The sequence below is a fragment of the Marinoscillum sp. genome, assembly GCF_040222955.1.
Lineage (GTDB): Bacteria > Bacteroidota > Bacteroidia > Cytophagales > Cyclobacteriaceae > Marinoscillum.
Window position 1 is genome coordinate 157,178 of record NZ_JAVKCA010000008.1, and the last position, 21,312, is coordinate 178,489.

Genomic DNA, 21,312 nt, shown 5'->3' on the forward strand with positions numbered 1-21,312 from the left:
TTCCGAATTAATACATCCTTTTTTTCGTCGAACCAATGCAGAAACACAACAGGCTCGTGATTTCAAGGTAAAACGCACGATCGACCATACCTAACGATTGGGGAGTTTTCCAAAGAAAAATTCAGACAACCAGGTTTCTGATTGTCTGAGCCAAATCATTCGTATTTCAGCGTATCGGAAGGATTGATGAGGGTAGCTCTATACGCATGAAAGCCAATGGTGAGCATGGCCACCACAAAAACCACCACGCCGGACAAAATGAACGGCCATGCCGCGATGCTCACCCTGAACGCAAAACCATTGAGCCAGGCCTCCAGTAGCAAATAGGCAAGTGGAATGGCCACTACGAATGCCACCCCGATCAGAAGCACGAACTCACGGGACAAAAGCATCAGAATTTGCATCGGAGAGATTCCAAGGACTTTACGTACCCCTATTTCTTTTTTGCGCTGCTCCACCGAATAAGTAGCCAGCCCAAACAACCCAAGACAGGCAACGACAATGGCCAGACCGGAAAAAATAAGCGTGACTGTGCTCAGCTTTCTTTCTGCTTTGTAAGAATCATTCAGCCGATCGTCCAAAAAGAAATAGTCAAACGGCCGGGTGGGCATCACGCCCCTCCACGCAGCCTCCAAATCTGCTATGGCTTGCTCAGTGTTGTTGCCATTGACTTTCACAGCCACATATTTGATAAACAAATTGAATGCCCCCGGGAAAGTATTGAGGGTAATCACCAGAGGAGCAATGGGGTGGTGCTTGGACACAAAGTTATAATCCCTCACCACGCCTATCACCTTTCCACGAAGCTCCCCACCAAAGTAGTATCGCTTGTTGAGTGCCTCCTCCGGAGTGCCCCACTGCATACTACGAACCAGTGTTTCGTTCACGATCAATGCCAATGAGTCGTCCGTCTGTACCTCATAGCTAAAGTCCCTGCCCGCTACCATCTCCAGCTCCATGGTCTCGCTGAAGTCGTGACGTACATGAAAATGAGGAAAGGGTTTGGACTGATCCATCCCTTCAAATTGATAATTATTGACCTGATGTTTACTGCCCACAATCTCCTCCACAGCAGTAACAGACCTGATCAAAGTACTCTGAAGAGCAATATTTTTAAAATTTTCATAGTGCTGCCCCATGGGCGACCGGATGACGGGAATCATGATCACCTGCTCTTTATCAAAGCCCAGATCATCATTTTGAAGGAGCCTCAGCTGACTCACCGCCACGATGGTACCAATGATCAGCATAATGGATATGGCAAACTGAATGGTCACAAGTACCCTTCTGAAATTAAACCCACTGACTTTCTGATAAGCATTTTTGAGTACCAGGACGGTATTGAATGAAGAAAGAACAAACGCAGGATAAAAGCCGGAAAGTACCCCCACCAGAAGGGTCAGTGCCAGAAGCCCACCCACATCCGCAAGATTGACCAAACTGGCAATGGAAATTGATTTTTCGGTGAGCCCATTGAACCCAGGAATGGCCAGCCAGACAAAGATCAATGCAATGATGACCGCAAAGAATGTTAGCAGCACCGATTCAAAAACAAACTGCCGAACAAGCTGCCTCTTCTCACTCCCTAATGACTTTCGCACCCCCACTTCCTTGGCTCTCTTGCTGGCACGGGCGGTGGATAGGTTGATAAAGTTGATGGCTGCTATCAACAACACAAAAATAGCCACCAGCCCAAATATTTTGAGGTTTTCAGCGGTACCGTTGGCCTGTATTTCGTAATCCAGCCTGGAGTGAAGGTGAATATCCTCAAGAGGCTGTAGCTCAAGGGTGATGTCATCCACCACGAACTTGGGAAAATACTTTTGAACAAAATCCGGGAAAAAGGCCTCCATTTCTTCTTTCCCTACCCCCTCCTCCAGCACTACGTAGGTCCAGCAGGGGTTCCAGTACCAGGTGCGGGGATAGTTGCCACCGAAAGATTGCTTCAGTGTTGAAAAAGAACCAATAAAGTCAAACTGAAAATGCGCATTTTTTGGGGCATTGGCCAATACACCTGTGACCTGCAAATGCTGATTACCCTGAAACTCCAGCACCTTTCCCATCGGATCTTCATCGTCAAAGTATTTCCGTGCCATCTCCTCCGTGAGTAGAATAGCGTTGGGTTCGTCCAGGGCAGTTTGCTTATCTCCTGTTTTTAGCTCAAAATCAAATACATCAAAGAAAGTGGAATCAGCAAAGAAGATCCCGGACTCATTGAATGCCTTATCTTTTTCCCTGTTTGCCAGGGCCAGGCTGGGACTTTGAAAGTTGAAAAGTCTTACCTGATGCACAATCTGCCGCCCAAAATCATTGATCAGCGTGGGGCCGGTGGGAAAAGGCTGAGAAGCCGAGTGCTCCCCTATGCCCTCACTCTCAAAGTGCTCGATTACCCGATAGGTTCGTTCAGATTTGGCATGAAACCGGTCATAGCTCATCTCATCTCTGATGTAAAGGAAAATGAGAATAAAGCATGCCAGGCCAATGGCGAGCCCGGTGATATTGATCAGAGAGTAAACCTTCTGTCGGAGAAAAGTCCGATAAGTAACTTTTAGGTAGTTCCAGAACATACTCGTCAGGATTTGGTGGTTCTTTAAATATACGGGGATCAGTGATTCAAATGGCATTATTCTTTTACAAGCGCATCCATATGACAATGATCGGTCGTAAGTCCCTGACCAAACGATATCCGCAAGCCCCGGAGGTTGTTCTTTCGAATAATTCCTATATTTATTCATGTACAAACACTTAATCATGAGACCAATCCTACTCATTGCCATTCTTCTGCTGACCACCACTGCCTACTCCCAAACGGAATATGCCTACGAAACTTTCGATGACACGCGCATCGTCAATGGCCACTCGGTAGAGACCAACATGGAAGGCGTTCTTACTTTTATCATCTCCCACAGATTTGGTACACTGAACCTGGGTGCCTATGAAGTTTGGGGACTGGACAATGCCACCATGCGCATGGGGCTGGATTACGGCATCACCGGAAACCTGATGGTGGGCATCGGCCGCAGTACCTTTGAGAAAACTGCCGACGGTTACCTCAAATATCGATTGCTGGCCCAATCGAGTGGTGACCGCACAGTACCCGTCACCCTCACCTTGCTGGGCACCACGGCGTTGAAAACCCTCAGAAGATTTGATGGAATTGATCTAACCCTTCAGCAAAAGCTCTCCTACACTTCCCAGGTGCTTATTAGCAGAAAATTCAGCCCAAGGTTTAGTGCGCAAATCATGCCCACCTACCTGCATCGCAACCTGGTGGAGGATGACGAACAAAATGATATTTTTTCTCTGGGGTTTGCCGGGCAATACCAGCTGTCTAAAAACTGGAGCCTCTCCATGGAATACTATGCCACCCCCGGGAGTGATCTTCCCGATGGATCCGGCCCCAGCCCCGAGTACTCTCAGTCCATGGCATTAGGGGTGCAGATCGACACCAAAGGGCACGTTTTTCAGTTGCACTTTGGCAACAGCCGCGGCATGATTGAGAAGTTCTTTGTAGCAGAAACAAGTGGTAAATGGCAGGATGGAGACATCCATTTTGGCTTCAACATCACCCGTGACTTCACAGTAAAAGGGAGGAGAGTCAGATGAAAAAGCACTTAATTATTTTCGGAACGCTACTCATTTTGAGCATGGCCATGATACCAGCAGGCTTCCAGACAACACTGGATGCTACTACTCCCATTGCCACACTCCTTTTTGATCTGGGGGAGCCAAAGCCGGAGCACCTCATAGAAAACCCATCAGCCGAAGAGATCCTGCGGGGAGAAGAAATCGTGAAACTCGGCCGAACCATGGCTCCCGATGGCTCACAGAGCAGCTATGTGAGTAAATACTACACCTGCACCAGTTGCCACAATGTAGTGCGTGAAGACCCGGATCTCACTGTGGTGGATCAGGATGCGCGACTGGATTATGCCATGACCAATAACATCGCATATCTCCAGGGATCTACCTTCTGGGGCATGGTGAACCGTGAAACCTGGTACAATGACGACTATGTGCTGAAATACGGTGATCTGGTGCGCAAAGCGGAAAAAAGCCTGGAGGAATCAGTACACCTTTGCGCCACGGTCTGCGCACAGGGAAGACCCCTCGAAGACTGGGAAATGCAAAGTGTGCTGGCCTATTTCTGGTCGTTGCAGATGAAAATCGGAGATTTGAACCTCTCTGATTCGGAAAAGAAACAACTGGCAGGAACAACCCTCACGGATGCAGAAAAAATAGCCCTGATCAAGTCTGAATACCTTCAAAAATCACCGGCCACCTTTGTAGATCCCCCTGACAATAAGCGAAAGGGGTATCCTTATGAAGGCGACCCCAAGCTGGGAAAAGGAATCTATGAGCTTGGATGCCAACATTGCCACAGACCTGAGGGAGAGAGTGATGTGGTCTTTGACAATAGTAATTTGACCTATAAATGGCTGAAAAGACATATCCCAGATAACTCCGAGCTATCCATTTATGAAATCATCAGAAAGGGTACTTATGCAGAATACGGTCATAAGGAGTACATGCCGCATTACACACAGGAGAAAATGTCTGACCAACAACTGGAGCATCTGCGTGCCTTCATAGAACACCCTGAAGACGCCAACTAAACACTACTGCAGTTCGATCCGAAGGGTGTCTCCATGGATCAAAGGGATTTTGGCCTGGTCATACGAGGGTGGACCAAAGGCACCCCGGGTGTTGTTGGAAAAGCCATAATGCTCTGTAGGAATGCCTATTAGGTTTTTGTTGAGTTTCCCATCTTCATTCACGTCGTGAAAGACGGCAAGTGCGTATTCTCCCGCGGGTAGATCAATCGTAAAAGTCATAGTACCCGTCTCGGTTACCCTGACGACATAACTATGGGCCATCTGAGACTCATCAAGATAATTCTCGGGTGTGTTGTAAGCTGCAATGCGCAGGTTTCCGATGGGCTTTTTGATCCCGCTTATTTCCAGCTTTACTTCATTGGGTGTGAAGAGTAAAAGAACCGTCAGGAGTAAGTTGATCATAGCGGTTATTTATACAAAAGCCTGACTTGAACAATCAAGTCAGGCTTTAAAATATTTAAATCTGAGGCTCTACGCTGCAGCTTTCTTTTCTGTTTTCTCCATTTTAATGGTTTTTTGCTTAGCTACCTGGATCACTCCCACGGCGTTCAGCACCTTGATCACCTGATAAGTAGGGTCAACTTCGTGCCATCTTACACCACCAAAGTTAGGTCTTGATCCATGCTTGTGGTGATTGTTGTGATAGCTTTCTCCCATCATCAGGAAGTCTACCGGAAGGAAGTTTTTGGAGGTATCCCCCACTTCAAAGTTTCTGTAGCCATAGATATGGGCAAACCAGTTGATGATCGCTCCGTGGATAGGCGACAGCAACCACTGTGCTGGCAACAATAACCACAACCACCATACATCGGCATAAAACCAATAAACCATAAAGTATGACGTGGCCCAGAACAATCTGGATACCCATGAACGGGCGAATTTATCGAATGCGTGCCACTGAGGTACACCCTCTGTGAATCGCTTGTCTACTTCTACCTTTTTATTGGTGATGTCTGAATAAATACTTTTGGTCTTCCACATCATCTTAAAGATGGTCTCATCATATTTCGGTGAGTGTGGGTCATTTTCCGTATCTGCAAAAGCGTGGTGCATTCTGTGCATCACACCATACCCGTAGGGGCTCAGGTAATTGGAGCCCTGAAATAACCAGGTCAATACGAAGAATACTTTTTCCATGAAAGGACTCATGGTGAACGCTTTGTGGGCTGCATATCGATGCAGGAAAAACGTCTGAAAGAATAGCGACAAATACCAGTGCGCTATGAAAAAGGTGATAATTACTGCCATTTAATTTGTTTTACTTCTGTTTTGTGTAGGGATTCTTTCCCTCAATCATAAGTAAGACAAAGTCGTGGCTGGTTTGTGACAGAAATCCGGAAAAACTTTTAAAATTTATTTGACCTCTTTCTGTTCGTCATTCAGATGATTAATCAAATCATCGAAATTTCCATCAGAACAGGCTTTTTGGAAAGCAGAAAAATATTTCTCCGAGTCGAAAGAATAGGTAAACTTTTCGGTCTCACGGGCCAGTTTTTCTTTGGCACGGCACACCATCTGTCTGCAATGATCTTTCTTTTTATTAAAGATCTGCTGCAGCTCATCATACTCAAAATCAAAGCCTTCTCTGAGCAAAAACAAACCACGCTCCAGAGGGCCCAGTTTTTTATGTAGCACACTCAGCATGGCGTCCATCTCCTGTCTGAAATCCAGACTGGAGAAGTCTATCTTCTCAAAAAGCTCAGGCAGCTTAACAGATTCCAGGTACTCCTTTTTCTTTTGCTTGAGGCTATTGAGGTGATTCAGGCAGTTGTTGGTCACCGAGCGGATCAGATAGGCTTTGGTATTCTCTATTTTTTTAGGGTCCACAGCCAGATACTTCAGAAAAGTATCCTGCACGATATCTTCCGCATCATGCATACAGCCCAGCATTTTGTAGGCGATAGACTGTAGCAGAGGCTGATAAAGAGATATGTTAGCTGAGTGAGTCATTGTTTATTTAAAGCGCAAAGTTAACTAAGAAGAGTGAAAACTAAAGCCGGAAGCGCATTACCACAAAATATATTTGAAGATTTGCAATTCATATAGCTTTTAGATCGTGTTAGAGATACTTTATCAAGATGATCATCTGGTCGGGATCAACAAACCTCCCGGATTATTAGTTCACAGGTCACCCATCGCCAAAGATGCTGAAGAGTTTGCCGTGCAGCTCCTCCGTGATCAGTTGGAAATGCACGTTTATCCGGCTCACAGGCTGGATAGAAAAACCTCCGGCGTACTACTATTTGCTTTGGAAAAAGACATCCACAGGGCCCTGAACCTCCAGTTTGCCGAGAAGACCGTCAGCAAAACCTACTATGCCATCGTGCGAGGCTTCACACCGGATGCTGGGACCATAGACTATCCATTAAGGCGGGAAGATGGAAAGGAACAGGATGCGGTGACCCATTTTGAATGTGTTGCGAAAGCAGAACTGGATGTTCCTTTTGGCAAGCACGCCACTTCACGCTATTCACTGGTGAAAATCCGGCCTGAAACCGGCCGCATGCATCAGATCCGTAAACACTTTGCCCACATCCTCCACCCCATCATCGGAGATCGGCCGCATGGATGCAACAAACAAAACAAACTTTTCAAGGAAAAATGGAACCTCATGGAAATGATGCTACATGCCCGTGAACTCACATTTATCCACCCGCAAACCAATATACCCGTCACCCTAAAAGCCGATTTTCCCGAAGAATTTTGCCGAATAATGGCGCTCATGGGATTTGAAATGCCCGGTGCATAAAACGGTGGGAGGAAGCTCGCGAAATTGACTTACTGGTTTCCCCGGCACATTGGCATAAATTCTCTAATATTGAAGAAAAAACATCAAGATGATCAAATGCCTGGCTATTGATGACGATCCGCTTTTCCTGAAAATGCTCATGGTGCTCTTCAACGACATCAAGTCTGCGGAACTTATTGCCACCCATAACAATCCCGTGGAAGGCATGATGGCTACTGTGAAGTCAAAACCCGACGTACTTCTGCTCGATTTGGAAATGCCTTACCTGGATGGTTTCGAGGCGTTAGAGACCCTGGACGTGCCACCAAAGGTGATTGTGATCTCAGGGCACCTGAATGAACCCCGAAATACAGCGATTCCTATTAGCCGGTATATCAGCAAGTCAGAGGTACAGTCTGCCGTGATGCTGGAGGCGGCCATCAAAGAGGTGATGGGACACTAAAGAATCCACCCATAAAAAATCCCTCACCGAATGACGATGAGGGACTGCAAGCAAAGAGTTAGTATTTATTTTATAATAACCTAAAGGTAGAAAATCCTTTAGTGATTCAAAAGTGAATGCTCGCCTATTCGCTGATGGCCATCAGCAAATCACTCTGAGTAACTATGTGGACGACATTCTGATGGTCCCTGACCAGCAAAGCTTTGTTCTCTTTCTGAATCAATGACGACAACACATCAATGGTATTGTCCATCCCCACAAACTGGAATGGGGAATCCATAATTTCACTGACCGGTTGGTTTTTGATGTCCGGATTTTGCAGGAGGCTCTTGAGCACATGAGTGTCATTCAGGCTACCCACAAAGTCTTCACCATCCACCACCGGCACCTGATCTATCCCGTATTGATTCATTGTGAGGATGGCCTCCCCTACTTTCAGGCTCTTGTCGATGGTCTTCAGCTCCGAACTTCCATTGCGGTTGGCAATGATGTCCTTGGCAGTGGCAAACTTTCTGGTCTCCAGAAAACCATGATCTTTCATCCAATTGTCATTATAAACCTTACCCAGGTAGCGAGTTCCATGATCCGGCAGCAGAATGACCATCACATCATCTTCCTTCAGATGATCCCTGGCAAACTCCAGCGCCCCATGCACAGCTGACCCACAGGACCAGCCACAAAACAAGCCTTCCTCTCTGGCCAGTCTTCGGGCCATCACAGCTCCATCTTTATCTGTCACTTTCACAATGTGATCGATCATATCGAAATCCACATTTTTTGGAAGGATGTCCTCACCTATTCCCTCAGTGAGGTAAGGGTAGATCTCCTTTTCATCAAAAATGCCTGTCTCTTTATATTTCTTAAATACTGAGCCATAAGAATCAATAGCAATAGATACCACACCTTTTTTCTGCTCTTTCAGGTATTTGGAAGTCCCGCAAATGGTTCCGCCAGTGCCTATTCCCGCCGCATAATGCGTGATTTTTCCGTCAGTATCTTCCCATATTTCAGGTCCGGTAGACTCATAATGAGCTAGTGTATTGGAAGGATTGTCGTACTGATTGGGGTAAATCGAGTTCGGTATGTCCTCATTGAGTTTTTTGGCCACAGAATAATAAGATCTTGGATCCTCCGGCGAGACGTTCGTGGGGCAAACGATCACCTCAGCACCCACAGCCCGCAGGATGTCCATTTTCTCCTGTGACTGTTTATCGGCCAAAGTAAAAATACACTTATAGCCTTTGGCCTGAGCCACCAGGGCCAGCCCCATCCCTGTATTGCCCGAGGTGCCCTCTATGATAGTCCCCCCCGGCTTTAGCTGACCGGATTTCTCCGCATCCTCTATCATCTTGAGCGCTATCCTGTCCTTCACAGAATTACCGGGATTAAAATATTCTACCTTCACCAGGATAGTCCCCTTGATGCCCTTATTCACCCTATTGAGCTTCACAAGGGGCGTGTTCCCAATGGTTTCTATCAGCGTATTGTAGTATCGCATGTGTGTCTGTTGTTTATTTTGCGCAAATTTATGGAATAAGGAAACGCGCAGCCTGAAGTAAAAGATTCTTTTTCAAGAACTTTCAATCAAAACTGTCGTATGCTGGTTAATTCATTTAGATATGACAAATAAAAAAGAACCCGTTCTCTCAGGAGAACTCAATGTACAACTCAGACATTTACAACTTTCGGACTACCCGGAGCTGCGCGAAATCATGGAGCTGGCTTATAAGGGAATAGATGAGCCCTATTGGGAAAGAATGGACATTAAGCGGCTGCTCAAGATTTTCCCGGAAGGACAGCTCTGCGTGGAAGTGGACGGGAAAATGGTGGCGGCAGCCCTGGCCATCATCGTGGATTACAAAAAATTTGGTGACAACCACACCTACAAACAAATCGTGGGCAATGACTCCTTCAGCACCCACGATGATGCCGGAAACGTGCTTTACGGAATTGATGTATTCGTACACCCCGACTATCGCGGCTTACGCCTTGGTCGCCGGCTGTATGACAGCCGCAAGGAACTCTGCGAAAACCTGAACCTCAAATCCATAGTGGCGGGCGGGCGCATACCTAACTATGAAAAGTATGCCAAGGAAATGACACCCCGTCAATACATTGAGGCGGTGAAGAACCGTGAAATCAACGACCCGATTTTGAATTTCCAGATTGGGAACGACTTTCACGTAAAAAAAATCCTCAAAAACTATCTCCCCGGAGACAGTAAATCCAAAGACTATGCGACACTGCTGGAGTGGAATAATATCTATTACGCTGAGACGGAAAAGCTGATCAACGCACCAAGAACCTATGTGCGAATAGGGCTGGTACAGTGGCAAATGCGCCCCTTCAAGGACCTGGAATCGCTCGTGGAGCAGATGGAATACTTCATTGATGCCTTTGGGGATTATCAGTCAGACTTTATCCTTTTTCCTGAACTTTTCAATGCGCCCCTTATGGCGGAGTTTAACCACCTGGGCGAGCCGGAAGCCATCAGAGGGCTGGCCAAGTATACTCACGCTTTGCGCGAAAAGTTTACAGAGTTTGCCATCTCCTACAACGTGAACATCATCACAGGCTCTATGCCCGAGATAGAAAATGAAAAGCTCTATAACGTATCATACCTCTGCCGCCGGGATGGCTCGTGGGATAGCTACAAAAAAATCCACATCACACCTTCCGAGCAAAACTCCTGGGGAATGACCGGCGGTGACAAGGTAAAAGTATTTGACACAGATGCCGGAAAGATCGGAATCACCATCTGTTACGATTCAGAATTCCCTGAAATCTCCAGGCTCTATGCGGAGCAGGGCATGCAGATTTTGTTTGTCCCTTTCCTCACGGATACTCAGAATGGGTACAACAGGGTGCGCTACTGTGCGCAGGCCAGGGCCATAGAAAACGAGTGCTATGTAGCCATAGCAGGCTGCGTGGGTAACCTGCCCAAGGTGAATAACATGGACATTCAGTATGCCCAAAGTGCCATCTTCACTCCTTCTGACTTTGCTTTCCCTACCAATGCCATCAAAGCAGAAGCCACCCCAAACACCGAGATGACTGTGATAGGCGACCTGGACCTGGAGCTGCTCAAGGAACTCCACGAGTTTGGCAGTGTGAGAAACCTAAAAGACAGAAGGCTTGATCTTTACAATATCAAACTCAAAAAGTAGGGAGGGTAAATACCTCATTAATGGTATTGTGATTGGCCCAGCTTTTGCCGAACTTAGTAAAACGATTGAGTAGCGTACATACTTCATCAATCCTCTTCAGATTACGCACCCCTGGGTGCGTAATTTTTTTTATCTACCACAAGTGATGCACCTCCGGCCCAATATAAGCATCATATACAGCCTTCACTGCTTTCATCTGCTCATCATCCAGCGCTGGCAAATCACACACCTTCAGGTTGGAGAGCACTTGCTCAGGGCTGCTGGCACCGGGGATCACCGTGCTCACCTCTGGAAACTGTAAAATCCACCTCAGCGCATACTGATACAGGGCCTCCTGTCCAAAAACAGATTTCAACTCGCTGACAGCCTGAAGTCCCTTGTCTAATGGCACTCCTGAAAAAGTCTCGCCTTTATCAAACACTTCACCATTTCTATTGAAAGCCCGGTGATCATTTTTATCAAATTCCCGATCGGCAGACATCTTTCCACTCAACAATCCACTGGCCAGCGGCACCCTGGCAATGATGCCAATATTGCGCTCATGCAACAATTTAAAACAAGCCTCTGCCGGTTTCTGACGGAACATATTGAAAATGATCTGAACACTTCCTACTACATCATAGTCGGCAGCCATCCTGGCTTCCTCCACTTTCTCCACACTCACACCAAAATGCCGCACCCGACCCGAAGCCTTGATTTTCTCCAGCCGGGCGAATACGTCATCAAATTGATAAACCGGTGTAGGCGGACAATGCAACTGTACCAGGTCCAGGTATTCAAGTCCGGTATTTTTCAGGGCATCGTCCACAAAAGCTTCCATCGCCTCTGGCGTATAGGCATCGGCCACATGGGGGCTCAACCTGCGACCAATTTTGGTGGCTATGATCAGCTTATCCCGGTTTGCTTTGACAAAGCCTGCCACCGCCCGCTCACTTTGCTGGTCGTCGTACACATCTGCAGTATCCAAAAAGTTTACGCCATTTTCTATGGCCGTGGTGATGATGCGTTCGGCAGCTTTTTCATCAAACTGACCACCCCAGCCTCCACCTACCTGCCAGGTGCCCAGAGAGATTTCTGAAATTCTGAGACCGGTCTTTCCTAAAATTCGATACTCCATGATCCGCTATGTATTTAACTTACTGAATAAATGACTCTGAAAATGTTCGTCGGCAATTTCCCCCCTCCCTTCGAAAAATGAAAGGTTTGCCGGGTAAAGATTTCGAGGTTCAATGATAGTTTGTCTATTTTTAGCCCACACAGAAAACCCTCATCCCATGACCAAACGACTCGCCATATTTTGTGGTTCCAGCAAAGGAAAAAAACCAGACTACACCCAGGCAGCCAGTACAGTGGGGAGGATCATGAGCGAGCAGGCTATAGGAGTGGTCTATGGCGGTGGAAAAGTAGGGCTGATGGGAGTGGTGGCAGATGCGGCCCTGAACCATGGCGGAGAAGTGATCGGTGTGATCCCCGAAAAGCTGATGACGAAAGAGGTAGGGCATTCCGGCCTTACTAAGCTGCACGTGGTAGCCACCATGCACGAACGCAAGGCACTCATGGCAGAGTTATCCGATGGATTTATTGCCCTCCCCGGGGGTATTGGCACTATCGAGGAAATCATCGAGGTATTTACCTGGCACCAGATAGGGTATCACAACAAACGCTGTGGCTTCCTGAACACCAATGGCTACTACGACAAGCTGTTCGGATTCATTGATCACATGGTGGAAGAAGGATTCCTGTCTGACAAACAGCGCAATGAGCTCATCGTTTCGGAAGACCCGGAGGAGCTGATCAGGTTAATGACCAAATAACCGCCAATGCTTCTCACGGTACATCTTCCCTTATATCCCATTAATCAGCTGGTAGAAAGCATCACTTACTATTCCAATTATTCGGTGGAGCATTTTGCTGAGCGACTCTTGCCAGATGGCCATGCGGACTTTATCGTAAACCTCACAGAAGCACCCAAACATACCTTTGACAATGCGACCCTTCAGGTCAATGAGACTTTCAAAAAAGGGTGGCTTTCAGGAGTAAGAAAAAAATTATTGTCAATAGATGCCGGCGGCAGAAATGACAGTATGATGATCGTTCGCCTCAAACTCGGGGCTGCTTACAATATCTTCAAAATCCCGCAGGAGGAGCTCACTGATAAAGTGTACGAAGCGGACCTCATCCTTGGGCACTCCTTCGACGACCTGCGAACCAGAATCATGGAGGCACACTTTGTGGAGACCAAAATTCAGGTCATGGAGAAATTCGTCCTTGACCAATGTAGCGGTAAAATTGATCTCCCGCCAGTGGTGTCTTTCGCTTTTGACCAACTCGTGCACTCCCCTTCCAGTACTTCGATCAAGCTTCTTGCAGATCAGACCGGTTTTAGCCACAAACATTTCATCGCCCTGTTCAGGAAGCATGCGGGCATGTCACCTAAGGAATTTATGAAGGTGATGCGATTTCAGAGGGTTCTTCAGGAAATAGAAAACCAGGGGCGGATTGACTGGGCCCGACTGGCACTGGACTGTGGATACTACGATCAGGCACATTTCATCAAGGAATTCAGGAATTTCTCTGGCTTCAGTCCTGAGCAGTACCTCACTCAAAAAGGAGAATATGTGAACTACATTCCGGTCAGGTAAATTTTTTACAATACTCCCCCAATCGGCCATTCTATATTTGATCCAAAAAAAATGGAAAACGTCGCAATCAATCACTGGGCAGTAGTCGTGGCTGCTTTGGCCAATTTATTAGTAGGTGCCATCTGGTATTCACCGCTACTTTTTTATAAGGCATGGAAAAGAGAAAACAACCTTACCGACGACCAAATCCAACAGGTCAGCCCGATCAAACTGTATGGGATCTCCACTTTGCTTTCACTGATTATTTGCTATAATCTGGCCTTCTTTCTGGGAGATGCAAAAACAGATTGGGTTTGGGGCACTACTGCCGGCTTCCTGGCAGGCTTTGGGTGGGCATCCATCATCTTTGCCATCATTGCCATGTACGAGCTGAAGTCCTGGAGATACATATTAATCAACGGAGGTTATATTACTATTTATTTCACTTTAATCGGATTTATCCTGGGCATATGGAGATGAGAAAACTAACCATCATTGTTTTAGCTGTACTGATGGGCTGTCAGTCCACACAAAACACCAACGAGACAAGAAAAGAATATCGCATTGCCTATAATGTGTGGTATGATCAGGAAAAAGATGATTACGAAGTGTTCAGTATGAAACCTGATGGCACCGACATTATCAACATCAGCAATTGGGAGGGCGTAGACTGGGTATACTATGCCTATCAGGACAAAATCTATTTTATCTCGGATCGTGACACCACCCACAGGATGTATTTCCTTTATGAAATGGATGCTTTCGGTCAGAACATTCGCAAGGTTTCAGATCAAAGGCTTAACGACAGCTGGCTCAGCTCCAGAAACAAAGGTTCGGAGCTGATAGTAGATCCCAGGGTGAGCGGTGATAGTGCGTTTCACATTATTAGCAGTGACGGCCAGCTGATTTCAAAGCTGTATACCAACCTGGCCTATTACAATGATCCCTATTTTTCTCCGGATGGCACTGAGGTGGTCTTTCGGGGTGCTACCCAAAAATTCAAAAAGGAAAGTGGCTACCTGGACGAACTCTACATCATTGGTGCGGATGGAACAGGCCTGAGAAAACTCACAACCTATCCCGAAAATGACACCTTATCAGCGTGGTATCAATACCATGCCGGCCCGCCCTTTTGGGAGCCCGACAGGAATGTGATTACTTATAATTCCGTGCAAAACGGCTACAGTAGTCTTTTTCTCACAGACCCTACAGGGAAAACCCCGGAACGAATCACACCAGATTCGCTCTATGCAGCATGGCACACCTGGTCATCAGACGGCAAATGGATCACCTTCGACGGGTACCCCCGGCCGCATGAAGGTGACAGGGATTTTGATATTTACCTAATGGAGTATGAAACAGGCCACATCAGACAACTGACCTCAGACTCTACTTATCAACAAGGACCGGTGTTTGTGGAACTGATACAGGAATAACTACCTCCAGGCCGTGAGAATCACACCCATCAAAGTAAAGGTGATCACGAAATAGAAGGAGTTGATAAACCACAGCTTGAAGGAGCTTCTGGAAAACAGGGCGTTCACCCCCATGGCCAGGGCCACCCAACCAAAGCCGGTCAGAAAACCGTACAGGGCTCCTTCACTCACGCTGGCTTCTCCAATGAACATGGCCAGGTTCACCGCCATGATGAACTCGAGCACAAAGGCGATCCCGTAGATTTTAACCATATTGGCGTTTTTGAGCTCTTCTTCGGTGAAGCCCATCTCGTCCATCCAGGTCTGCCCGAAAAGAGGACCATACCAGATGCCGCCCACTACAAAAGTCATAACGGCAGAGGCGATCACCGCCAGCCAGTTTAATGATGAAATATCCATGATTCATAAGGTTAGTTGATGGAGAAATATAGCTATTCTAAGCGAAATAATTAGCCTCTTTCATCTCCGGTATTTTACAGCGATTCGGGTGGGCTTTGCCAGATGTTTTAGATCAAGCGGAAAATCTGAGGGACCTGAGATTGTCACATCACAGAAACCAGTTCCACGAGGGGTGGGTTTGGCCTCAACATCCTTTTTCAAACATAACTGGATAACGTACTCAAAACAAAATAAGTCACCATTCTTTAACCACCTTCCAATCCGCTGCAAACTTCTTATTCACCCTCCTCAGCGAAACAGGGTCAATCAGCGGCTCTTCACCCACCCATCTGTCCGGAAGGAATGACGCCCCATAGAGAATCAAATGATAAAATGCCCAAACCGGCCGGTACAGCAGCCAGTGTTTCCACTTATTATTCTGATAATTGACCGGAACCCTGCGCACAACTTTGCGACAAAATGTTCGCAGGACTTTGAGCTGCTTCTCACTGAAGGAAGGATGAATGACCTTGTCTGTTACCTGAGGCGTAGGCACGCCCAGATAACCCGCCAGTGATTTCAAAAAAGCCTTACGATTCTTTTTCAAATCCTCATAAAACAGCACCAAAGGTGGATGCGTGCAGCATTCCGATATCACCCGGAGCATTGGGGCATAGTACAGGTCTTTTTGCCGCCAGTATCCGGCATCATTTTCCAAATCCAAAAACGCTTCAAAGCTTCCGAACCACCCGTTCTTCACATGTCGCTTATATTGGGAAGCGATCCAGTCACCATGTCGCCGCAAAAGAATGATCACCCGGGCCTGCGGATAGGTACTGGTAAACCACCGCACTTCTTCTTCCAGCTGGCGATCAAACTCACGGGACACCAAAATCTTCTTTGCGCTTAACTTCGGTATGATGGTCTTACACTTTCGATAGCTGTGGGTAGAAATATAATGCACACCCTCCATTCTGGGGAAAACGGCCTTTTGCAGGTAGGTAGAAGCCACCTTACCCAGTCCCACATGAAAATAAACTTCCTGCTTAGCTCCCATACAGCGAAAGTAAGGGTTTGACACCAACTGTGTTTTATCAGGGCAAAATACTCTTTGAGTAATGTTGCATTAATATTTGAGTAATGTTTTATTATTTTAGCCGATCACTCCATGCGGGTGCCCAACCATTTTAAAAATTTGGATTCTACTACCAAAAACCTTGTGAAAAAGGATAAAGTCAACTGGAAAAATGTCATTCTGATCATGGAGATCAGTCTGGTTCTCGGATTTTTGGCCCTTGTGGTCCTCAACTACTTCTATCGGTTTCTGCTCTGAGCTGTTTATACAGTTAATCACCAAAAAGGAGCTGTCATTTTTCGCTTTCCAACCCCTAAGTTGAAGGGTTTAAATTAGATTTGCGCCATGGCAAGTGAAGTGCAGGCAGACTATCTCAACGAGCTCAATCCCCCCCAAAGAGAAGGCGTAGTAAACACAGAAGGACCCACCATGCTGATTGCGGGTGCAGGATCGGGCAAAACGCGTGTGCTCACCTACCGCATTGCGCACCTTATTCAGCATCACAACGTGGAGCCGTTCAGCATCATGGCCCTCACGTTTACCAACAAGGCCGCAAAGGAAATGCGCGAGCGTATTGAAAAAATAGTGGGCAATGAAGCGAGGAACCTTTATATGGGCACTTTTCACTCGGTGTTCGCCCGTATTCTCAGGTCCGAAGCCTCCAGACTTGGTTTCCCCAGCAACTTCACCATTTACGATACCGACGACTCCAAGACACTCATCCGCCAGATTGTAAAGCAGATGAACCTGGACGATAAGCTCTACAAAGCCAACGTGGTACTCAACAGGATCTCAGCTGCCAAAAACAGGCTGGTCTCGTGGCAGGATTACCTCAGTAATCCCATCTACGCACAGGATGATGCCGACAACATGCGGCCCGAAATGGGCAAACTCTATCAAACCTATGTGATGCGCTGCTTTAGTGCAGATGCCATGGATTTTGATGACTTGCTTTTCAATACCAATGTGCTTTTTCAGGAACATCCGGACGTACTGAACAAATACCAGCAACGATTTAAATACCTGCTCATCGACGAGTTTCAGGATACGAACATTTCGCAGTACCTCATTGCCAAAAGACTGGCAGCGGTACGCCAAAATATTGCTGTGGTGGGAGATGATGCTCAGAGCATCTATGCTTTTCGGGGAGCGGACATTCAAAACATCCTCAACTTTGAGCGCGACTACCCGGACCTGCAGGTGATCAAACTGGAGCAAAACTATCGCTCCACCAAAACCATTGTGAATGCGGCCAATTCTGTCATCAATAAAAACACGGCCCAGCTTCAGAAGAACGTGTGGACGGACAACGATGAGGGTGACCTGATAGAATTGATCAAAGCCACCTCCGATAATGAAGAGGGCAAGCTGATCGCTTCGGCCATTTTTGAAACCAAGATGCAAACCCAGTCGAGTAACGCAGAGTTTGCCATTTTGTACCGAACCAACAGCCAGTCCAGGGCCATGGAAGAAGCCCTGCGCAGAAATAACCTGAAATATCGGGTGGTCGGCGGGCTGTCATTTTACCAAAGAAAAGAAATCAAGGACCTGATCGCCTACCTGCGATTCATCGTGAATCCTAATGACGAGCAGGCCATGCGCCGGAGCATCAATCTTCCCAAACGTGGGATAGGCCCAGGCACCATCGAAAAGCTGGTGGTCATAGCCTCAGAGGAGAATCAACCACTCTGGAATGTGATGGAAAATGCCAAAAGCTACCTGGGGGGAAGAGGTGGCAATCAGGTAGATGAGTATGTAACGCTAATCAAAAGTTTCCGACTCACCTCTGAGAAAAAAGACGCATACGACACAGCCGCACTGGTAGCCAAAAACTCAGGCCTGCTCAAGGAGCTCTATGCAGATAAAACCATAGAAGGCATGAGCCGGTACGAAAACGTACAGGAACTCCTGAATGCCATCAAGGAATTTACCGATGACAAAGAGCGCGAAGACAAAAGCCTGAGTGCCTTCCTGCAGGAGGTAACGCTACTCACAGACGAGGACCGAAGTGATACCAATGAAGAAGCCGTCACCCTCATGACCATCCATATGGCGAAGGGTTTGGAATTTAACCATGTGTACATCGTGGGTATGGAAGAAGACCTCTTTCCCTCGCAGATGATGCTGAGCAGCCGCGCCGATCTGGAAGAAGAGCGCCGACTGTTTTATGTGGCCATCACCCGAGCCAAAAAGAAACTTACCCTGAGCTACGCCCTCAACAGGTACCGATTTGGGAGGTTGAAAAACTGTGAACCCAGCAGGTTTCTGGAAGAAATCGACCCCCAATACATTAAGGTCAACAAAAAGTTTGGAAGCAGGGCGGCACTGTCCAGCGCGGAGAGTTATGTCACCAAGAACTTCGTGAATAATCTGAAAAAAGACCAGAGCAACCGAAAGTTTGCCTCTGCCCCTCAGCATAAACCCAGCCCTGATTTTCAGCCCAGCGACACCAGCGGGCTGCAGGAGGGAATGCGCGTGGAACACGCCAAATTTGGCTTTGGCAAAGTCACTGTCATAGATGCCGAAGGCGCCAATAAAAAAGCAAAAGTGGAATTTGATACCGCGGGAGAGAAGACATTATTATTGAGTTTTGCAAAATTGAGAATCATTGAAGATTAATTACCACAAGAAACGTTTTAAGGCCGTGACGAACAGCGAACACGGCGAAGTAGACCCACAAACCATCTTTCATTACTCACAGGAAGGTGATGTGCTGTGGGCGGTCTATCAGGGCAGCAGCATCAAGCTGGGTACCATTACAGGTCTGGTAAAAAATGACGGCACATTGGAGTTTGCCTACCAGCACGTGAACACAGAAGGTGACATCCGCAGCGGGAAGTGCATCTCCACCCCTGAAATACTGGAGGATGGCCGCATCCAGCTCCGCGAGGCATGGCAGTGGAATGATGGTGGAGAAAAGGGTGAATCTGTGCTGGAGGAGATCGGCTGAGAACTCCCTGGCGGAAGGCATAAAAAAAGGGCACAGATTACTCCGTGCCCTTAACACAAAACAGCTTTTGTTATTCTACTACTCAGCTATTAATACTCTGATACCGTAGCTCTGAGGGTCATTAGGGGGATCTGCATTCCAGTCATTGAAAGAATGAGATCCGTCGGTCTCATAATTCAGGCGGTATTCACCTTTGGGCAATCTGATGTCCTCCACCACCATTCGGTTTTTGCGGGCGCCGCCCGCATGATCCGTATCGTAGTAGTCCATTTCCCAAACCACCTCCCCGGTATTCATATTCTTTATCCAGCCATAGTCATACATCCTGTTATCGGAGCCTTCTCCCATGGCCATGATGGTTACATTAGTGTCTTCATCCAGTACAAAAATCTTTTTCAGGTAGACATGATCGCCCGGCATTACCAGCTCAGCAATAAGGTTTTTGACGACATAGTCCTCCACCTCAAAAGTCTTCACTTGTCCCACCTCATTATCTTTAGTCGCCCATAGGGTAATTCCCCAACGGTCCTCCTCATGTGGACTGGCAGCATTCCATGAGTTGTAGGCATGAGATCCGTCTGTAACATAATAAGCAATGTAATCGCCCTTATCAAGGGTGAGTACATCCTCGAATCTTCGGTTTTTGCTGGCACCACCGGCGTGTTCTGTTTTGTACCCACGCATTTTCCATACGGTCTTTCGGGTATTGGCATCCACTATCCACCCATAGTCAGCCATTTCATCATAGCTCGTGCTCTCACCCAAACAAAGGATCCGCACGTCCATTTCCTTACTCAGGGAAAACCCTTTGGAGACCAATTCATTATTGCCCACTTCCACCAACTCGGCCACAGGCTGCATCGATTTGGGTGCCTTAAATTCTGAAAAGTTTTTACGATCCGTCTCTGTGGCTGGAAAAAGGGACACTCCCCAGAACTGAGGATCATCTGGAGGCAGGGCGTTCCACTGCTCAAAAGAGTGTGAATCATCCGTACGATAACTCAACATGTAGCTACCGGCTGGCAAAGTGATCTGCTCATCTACCTTTAGGTTTTTATCAGCCCCTCCGGCAAAGTCGGTGTTTTTATAATTCATCTCGAAGACCCGCTCTCTGGAAGCTGCATTGTAGATCCAGACATAATCAAAAATCTCGTCCTTGCGGCCTTCGCCTATGGCATAGATACGAATATCTGTGGGTGCTGTGAGTGTAAAACCCTGCTCAAAACGCTCTCCGTTTTCGGCCTTTACGAAGTAAACAGGAGCCTTTTTCACCTTGGCATCAAAGAGCGCATCCACGCTCGCTGGTGACAGCCCGGCACCACTCACAGAAATCAGCAGGTCCTCCTGCAAACTTCTCCTGAACTTCTCCTTGTCTCTGGAATCAAAAATCTCATCTACCAGGTCATCAAAACTATCGATGGTCCAGTCGCTCATGGTGAAGTTATTACCCCATCCCCGAGTGTCATATGCACCCGTAAAATAGAGCTCGTAGTTGCCTGCTTTTAGGGGTACCTCAGCTGAGAAGTCGTATAATCCGTCGCTTTTGCGAAACTCACGATCCTTCATCTCGTCAAACAAATGCCAAACCACCTCGCGGGTGTCGGCATCCAAAATCCAACCGTAGTACATCAGCAGTCTGTAATCATCTCTGAACACACCCCCCACTCCACTTACTTTCACAGTGGCACTGCTGGATAGGTTAAATGCTTTGATCTGCAGATCTTCAGGATTCACGTCACCGATGGTCACTGTCTGAGCGCCGAGATTTCCGAACCCAAACATGACAAAAATAAGGATAGCTAAAAATTTCATAGGTTATTGTTTTGTGGTAGGTGCACTATATACCAATTCTGTGCCGCAACCAAAAAAATGCCCTTA

The 21,312-nt window shown here is 47.1% G+C and carries 20 protein-coding genes; 11 read left to right on the forward strand and 9 right to left on the reverse strand.

Going from position 1 to position 21,312, the window contains the following annotated elements; translation table 11 throughout:
• Nucleotides 1–155: 155 nt before the first annotated feature.
• Nucleotides 156–2,567, reverse strand: coding sequence for an FtsX-like permease family protein (locus RIH33_RS06515; RefSeq protein ID WP_406654231.1), 2,412 nt, complete (start codon nucleotides 2,565–2,567; stop codon nucleotides 156–158).
• A 184-nt stretch (nucleotides 2,568–2,751) separates the two neighbouring features.
• Between RIH33_RS06515 and RIH33_RS06520 the strand changes: the two genes are divergently transcribed.
• Together RIH33_RS06520 and RIH33_RS06525 are read left to right on the forward strand one after the other, a co-directional pair.
• On the forward strand, nucleotides 2,752–3,606 hold the full coding sequence (locus tag RIH33_RS06520; protein ID WP_406654233.1) for a DUF5777 family beta-barrel protein: 855 nt from the start codon (nucleotides 2,752–2,754) through the stop codon (nucleotides 3,604–3,606).
• Nucleotides 3,603–4,616, forward strand: coding sequence for a c-type cytochrome (locus tag RIH33_RS06525; protein ID WP_406654235.1), 1,014 nt, complete (start codon nucleotides 3,603–3,605; stop codon nucleotides 4,614–4,616). Before RIH33_RS06520 ends, RIH33_RS06525 begins: the two co-directional genes overlap by 4 nt.
• A 3-nt stretch (nucleotides 4,617–4,619) precedes the next feature.
• On the opposite strand, the gene RIH33_RS06530 is transcribed toward RIH33_RS06525, so the two are convergent.
• From RIH33_RS06530 to RIH33_RS06540, 3 genes are all read right to left on the reverse strand, one after another.
• The gene (locus RIH33_RS06530; RefSeq protein WP_406654237.1) at nucleotides 4,620–5,018 is read right to left on the reverse strand and encodes a DUF2141 domain-containing protein; all 399 of its coding nucleotides are present in this window, start codon (nucleotides 5,016–5,018) and stop codon (nucleotides 4,620–4,622) included.
• A gap of 69 nt (nucleotides 5,019–5,087) precedes the next feature.
• Nucleotides 5,088–5,864, reverse strand: coding sequence for an acyl-CoA desaturase (locus RIH33_RS06535; RefSeq protein WP_406654240.1), 777 nt, complete (start codon nucleotides 5,862–5,864; stop codon nucleotides 5,088–5,090).
• Between the two features lie 105 nt (nucleotides 5,865–5,969).
• Entirely contained in the window at nucleotides 5,970–6,566 is a 597-nt protein-coding gene (locus tag RIH33_RS06540; protein ID WP_406654242.1) for a sigma-70 family RNA polymerase sigma factor, read from the reverse strand.
• A 103-nt stretch (nucleotides 6,567–6,669) separates the two neighbouring features.
• Here RIH33_RS06540 and RIH33_RS06545 point away from each other — a divergent pair, with 103 nt between their 5' ends.
• Together RIH33_RS06545 and RIH33_RS06550 are read left to right on the forward strand one after the other, a co-directional pair.
• The gene (locus tag RIH33_RS06545) at nucleotides 6,670–7,365 is read left to right on the forward strand and encodes a pseudouridine synthase (protein WP_406654590.1); all 696 of its coding nucleotides are present in this window, start codon (nucleotides 6,670–6,672) and stop codon (nucleotides 7,363–7,365) included.
• Nucleotides 7,366–7,453: 88 nt separating this feature from the next.
• Nucleotides 7,454–7,807: a LytR/AlgR family response regulator transcription factor gene (locus RIH33_RS06550; protein WP_406654243.1), complete on the forward strand. Its 354-nt coding sequence runs from the start codon at nucleotides 7,454–7,456 to the stop codon at nucleotides 7,805–7,807.
• A gap of 124 nt (nucleotides 7,808–7,931) precedes the next feature.
• Here the strand turns inward: RIH33_RS06550 and RIH33_RS06555 are convergent, their stop codons facing one another.
• A complete protein-coding gene (locus RIH33_RS06555; RefSeq protein WP_406654244.1) occupies nucleotides 7,932–9,305 on the reverse strand; it encodes a cystathionine beta-synthase in 1,374 nt (457 codons plus the stop codon).
• A 121-nt stretch (nucleotides 9,306–9,426) separates the two neighbouring features.
• On the opposite strand from RIH33_RS06555, the gene RIH33_RS06560 reads away from it, so the two are divergent.
• On the forward strand, nucleotides 9,427–10,974 hold the full coding sequence (locus RIH33_RS06560) for a GNAT family N-acetyltransferase (protein ID WP_406654245.1): 1,548 nt from the start codon (nucleotides 9,427–9,429) through the stop codon (nucleotides 10,972–10,974).
• A gap of 133 nt (nucleotides 10,975–11,107) precedes the next feature.
• Here RIH33_RS06560 and RIH33_RS06565 read toward each other — a convergent pair whose 3' ends face one another.
• On the reverse strand, nucleotides 11,108–12,091 hold the full coding sequence (locus RIH33_RS06565) for an aldo/keto reductase (protein WP_406654246.1): 984 nt from the start codon (nucleotides 12,089–12,091) through the stop codon (nucleotides 11,108–11,110).
• 157 nt (nucleotides 12,092–12,248) lie between these two features.
• Between RIH33_RS06565 and RIH33_RS06570 the strand changes: the two genes are divergently transcribed.
• The 4 genes from RIH33_RS06570 to RIH33_RS06585 are packed head-to-tail and all read left to right on the forward strand — an operon-like array spanning nucleotide 12,249 to nucleotide 15,031.
• Nucleotides 12,249–12,788 (forward strand): TIGR00730 family Rossman fold protein, encoded by a 540-nt coding sequence (locus RIH33_RS06570; RefSeq protein ID WP_406654247.1) that lies wholly within the window; start codon nucleotides 12,249–12,251, stop codon nucleotides 12,786–12,788.
• A gap of 6 nt (nucleotides 12,789–12,794) precedes the next feature.
• Nucleotides 12,795–13,616 carry a helix-turn-helix domain-containing protein gene (locus tag RIH33_RS06575; protein WP_406654248.1) on the forward strand — a complete coding sequence of 274 codons (822 nt, stop codon included), beginning with the start codon at nucleotides 12,795–12,797 and terminating at the stop codon, nucleotides 13,614–13,616.
• A gap of 51 nt (nucleotides 13,617–13,667) precedes the next feature.
• Nucleotides 13,668–14,075, forward strand: a complete 408-nt coding sequence (locus RIH33_RS06580; protein ID WP_406654250.1) for a DUF1761 domain-containing protein — start codon at nucleotides 13,668–13,670, stop codon at nucleotides 14,073–14,075.
• Nucleotides 14,072–15,031 carry a TolB family protein gene (locus RIH33_RS06585; protein ID WP_406654251.1) on the forward strand — a complete coding sequence of 320 codons (960 nt, stop codon included), beginning with the start codon at nucleotides 14,072–14,074 and terminating at the stop codon, nucleotides 15,029–15,031. Before RIH33_RS06580 ends, RIH33_RS06585 begins: the two co-directional genes overlap by 4 nt.
• On the opposite strand, the gene RIH33_RS06590 is transcribed toward RIH33_RS06585, so the two are convergent.
• Nucleotides 15,032–15,430 (reverse strand): DUF1761 domain-containing protein, encoded by a 399-nt coding sequence (locus RIH33_RS06590; protein WP_406654252.1) that lies wholly within the window; start codon nucleotides 15,428–15,430, stop codon nucleotides 15,032–15,034.
• 235 nt (nucleotides 15,431–15,665) lie between these two features.
• The gene (locus RIH33_RS06595) at nucleotides 15,666–16,466 is read right to left on the reverse strand and encodes a hypothetical protein (RefSeq protein ID WP_406654253.1); all 801 of its coding nucleotides are present in this window, start codon (nucleotides 16,464–16,466) and stop codon (nucleotides 15,666–15,668) included.
• Nucleotides 16,467–16,829: 363 nt separating this feature from the next.
• On the opposite strand from RIH33_RS06595, the gene RIH33_RS06600 reads away from it, so the two are divergent.
• Both RIH33_RS06600 and RIH33_RS06605 read left to right on the forward strand, forming a co-directional pair.
• Nucleotides 16,830–19,103 (forward strand): ATP-dependent helicase, encoded by a 2,274-nt coding sequence (locus RIH33_RS06600; protein ID WP_406654255.1) that lies wholly within the window; start codon nucleotides 16,830–16,832, stop codon nucleotides 19,101–19,103.
• Nucleotides 19,093–19,434, forward strand: a complete 342-nt coding sequence (locus RIH33_RS06605; RefSeq protein ID WP_406654256.1) for a n-acetylglutamate synthase — start codon at nucleotides 19,093–19,095, stop codon at nucleotides 19,432–19,434. The genes RIH33_RS06600 and RIH33_RS06605 overlap by 11 nt, the downstream gene beginning before the upstream one ends.
• Nucleotides 19,435–19,512: 78 nt before the next feature.
• On the opposite strand, the gene RIH33_RS06610 is transcribed toward RIH33_RS06605, so the two are convergent.
• Nucleotides 19,513–21,246: a hypothetical protein gene (locus RIH33_RS06610; RefSeq protein WP_406654258.1), complete on the reverse strand. Its 1,734-nt coding sequence runs from the start codon at nucleotides 21,244–21,246 to the stop codon at nucleotides 19,513–19,515.
• Between the last annotated feature and the right edge of the window lie 66 nt (nucleotides 21,247–21,312).